A 2,600-nucleotide genomic window follows, 5' to 3' on the forward strand; every position below is an offset into this window, starting at 1 on the left:
AAAGATATGGCGCCTCGTCCAGCTGCTATAACGCAACCAGCCATTGCACGCGCTTTAAGAGAAGCTAAAAAACAAGGATGTGAACTCGTAGAAATCAAACCTACAGGTGAACTGCTTATCTATCTCAAATCCGATATTCCAATACCAAATTCAGTTAACCACCCAGACAAACTTTTAGATTTGTCAAAGAATGAATATTACGAAACCGCGCTCTCTAAGATGTAAAATTGCTTATGCCAAAACCACGCCCCCCTCATCTTGTCAAAGAAGTCACACGCCATGGTAAAATTATATGGTATGTACGTATTGGTCATGGACCACGTATTAGAATACGCGGTACCTATGGAACGCAAGAGTTTGTTGACAACTACAAAAGCGCACTTGCCGAGTTACAAGGGCTTATACTTCCTAAATCCAAAACCGGTAAACTTGTTGAAGGGTCATTTGCATGGCTGCTTAAACAATACTTTAACAGCTCCAATTGGCATAGCCTTTCTAAAGTCACCCAAAAACAAAAAGAACTCATCCTTATGAAGGTATGTGATACCATAGGAAATATTCCATACCAAGCAATTGAAAAGAAACATATCATAGCCGGTGTTGAACGACGCAAAGAAACACCAGCAATGGCTAGAAACTTTCTGAAAGCCCTTAATGGTCTTTTTAATTGGGCAATTGAACAAGGTCTTTTAGAAAATAATCCAACAACAGGAGTAAGAAGACCAGCCCTTAACAACAAAGATGGATTTGTTGTTTGGACAGAAGAAGATGTTGAGAAATATTATAAAAAATGGGCTCTAGGAACGCATGAACGCGTCTGGATTGATGTCCTTCTTTACACGGGTTTACATCGTGGTGATGCGGTCCGCATTGGCTGGAAAGATGTAAAGAATAACATCATTCATCTTAAAACAGAGAAAAGTAAATTCCAAACAGATGTTTTTCTTCCCATTTTACCGGAATTAGCCAAAACGCTTGAAGCAGGTCCTATTGGAGCAGAAACATTCATTTGTGGTAAAGAAGGTAAAAAACTAGTTAAAGAAAGTTTTGGCAACCTTTTTCGTGAGGCTTGTAACGTAGCAGAAATCAAAAAATCAGCACATGGCTTAAGAAAATTAGCAGCAACACGCGCAGCTAACTCTGGTGCAACAGTATCACAACTCAAAGCAATTTTTGGCTGGACAGATGACGCTATGGCATCTCTTTACACAAAGAGCGCAGACCGTAAAAAACTTGCTCTTGAAGCCATAAAAAAGCTTCAAAAAGATGAGGGATAGAGGCAAAAAAACTCAATAGAATCAAGATTCACCTATTCCCTCATATTAGACATAACTATTTTATTTTACTTGCTTTTTATTTGCTCTCATCGCCCACCATTTTTTTGTAAATAATTTTTTTATTTTACACATACTTATGAATGAAGCGGCTTTTAAAACCTTGTCTGTTAAAGTTTATGCTTTCTGCCTCTGCATAATTTAGCGTTTTTAAGTTCTATTCTTGAAAAACTATGCAATACCTTAACAAGCTATCTATTTATCTAAGCGTATTGTTCAATAATCTTTTCTTCTATTCCAACTAACTTTTTGCTTATCCCACAAAAAAAGCATTATAAATATACCTAATTTCTAGTCATATCTGGAAGAGATTTTAAACTGTCGATGCAAATCTTACATAAAAATTTTTTCAAATAGTGCAAACCAGCCATTCCCTCCAAGCCGCCCTTTAGACGCACTAAATATCTAAATATTTTTATTTAAAAAATTAAAATCTTTTAAAGAGCTTTCTTATCGAATTATGCTTATTTAAATTCAATAAAAACTTTCCTTGAATATATTATGTCATTCTTACAAATTTATCTCTCATAAACTGTCAGAACAATAACATTTTTTTTCGCAGATATGAACGATTTGAATAGAATAAATATCTGGAAATATAAAATAATTCAAAAATACACGCCCGCAAAGAATTTAATATAATTTATCAAATATTTTCAACCAAACATTTCTTATTATTACGAATATCGGTCGTTAAAACTTAAAAAATATTGCTTTGTGAAAATTTTTTAAACAGAAAAAAAGAAATGATAAATACCATATTTACTTTTCATTTTTTCAGAAAAAGCGATCATGTTTAAAAATGAAACTGTTAGATAACACACTCAAAGAATTGACTTATGAAGAATTATTTTAATTGAAATTTAAATAGTTTTACAAAGAACGCTTTAAATGCGTATTAAAATGATTGACCTTTTGCAAGAAATTTGTCAGAAAGCATATTCAGTTTGGAGGGGTGGCCGAGCGGTTTAAGGCACCGGTCTTGAAAACCGGCGTGCAGGAGACTGTACCGTGGGTTCGAATCCCACCCCCTCCGCCACAGCACTTTTATGGTGCTATAACTTATTGATTTCATGTGTGTTTGTATGTAGCTTGCCAGCTTGTAGCTTGCCAGCTGTAGCTTGCCAGCAGGTTTTGTATATTTTGCCACTAGGTTTTGTACCAATTTATTTTTTCTCAAAGAGTTTTAAAGTGGTTCTCAAAGGGTCTTCAAAGACCTTTCAAAGATCGTTTAAAGCCTCTTTTCTTTTCTGCTCAAAATCACAA

The 2,600-nt window shown here is 34.8% G+C and carries 2 protein-coding genes and 1 tRNA gene; all 3 read left to right on the plus strand.

Features of this window, described 5'->3' with window-relative positions; genetic code table 11:
• Positions 1 to 6 precede the first annotated feature (6 nt).
• The 3 genes from ACFIJ7_RS09285 to ACFIJ7_RS09295 all read left to right on the plus strand — a co-directional run bounded on the left by ACFIJ7_RS09285 (position 7) and on the right by ACFIJ7_RS09295 (position 2,373).
• Positions 7 to 225 (plus strand): hypothetical protein, encoded by a 219-nt coding sequence (locus ACFIJ7_RS09285; protein ID WP_012755083.1) that lies wholly within the window; start codon positions 7 to 9, stop codon positions 223 to 225.
• A gap of 8 nt (positions 226 to 233) precedes the next feature.
• Entirely contained in the window at positions 234 to 1,277 is a 1,044-nt protein-coding gene (locus tag ACFIJ7_RS09290; protein ID WP_375645165.1) for a tyrosine-type recombinase/integrase, read from the plus strand.
• 1,006 nt (positions 1,278 to 2,283) lie between these two features.
• Positions 2,284 to 2,373: transfer RNA gene (locus tag ACFIJ7_RS09295), tRNA-Ser, on the plus strand.
• Positions 2,374 to 2,600 lie beyond the last annotated feature (227 nt).

This window comes from Bartonella sp. MR100HLJHH (genome assembly GCF_042194215.1).
Taxonomy (GTDB): domain Bacteria; phylum Pseudomonadota; class Alphaproteobacteria; order Rhizobiales; family Rhizobiaceae; genus Bartonella; species Bartonella grahamii.

Bases quoted from the DNA above. Each gene is read 5' to 3' on its own strand.
- ACFIJ7_RS09290 (WP_375645165.1), top strand. From the start codon at position 234: ATGCCAAAACCACGCCCCCCTCATCTTGTCAAAGAAGTCACACGCCAT.
- ACFIJ7_RS09285 (WP_012755083.1), top strand. From the start codon at position 7: ATGGCGCCTCGTCCAGCTGCTATAACGCAACCAGCCATTGCACGCGCT.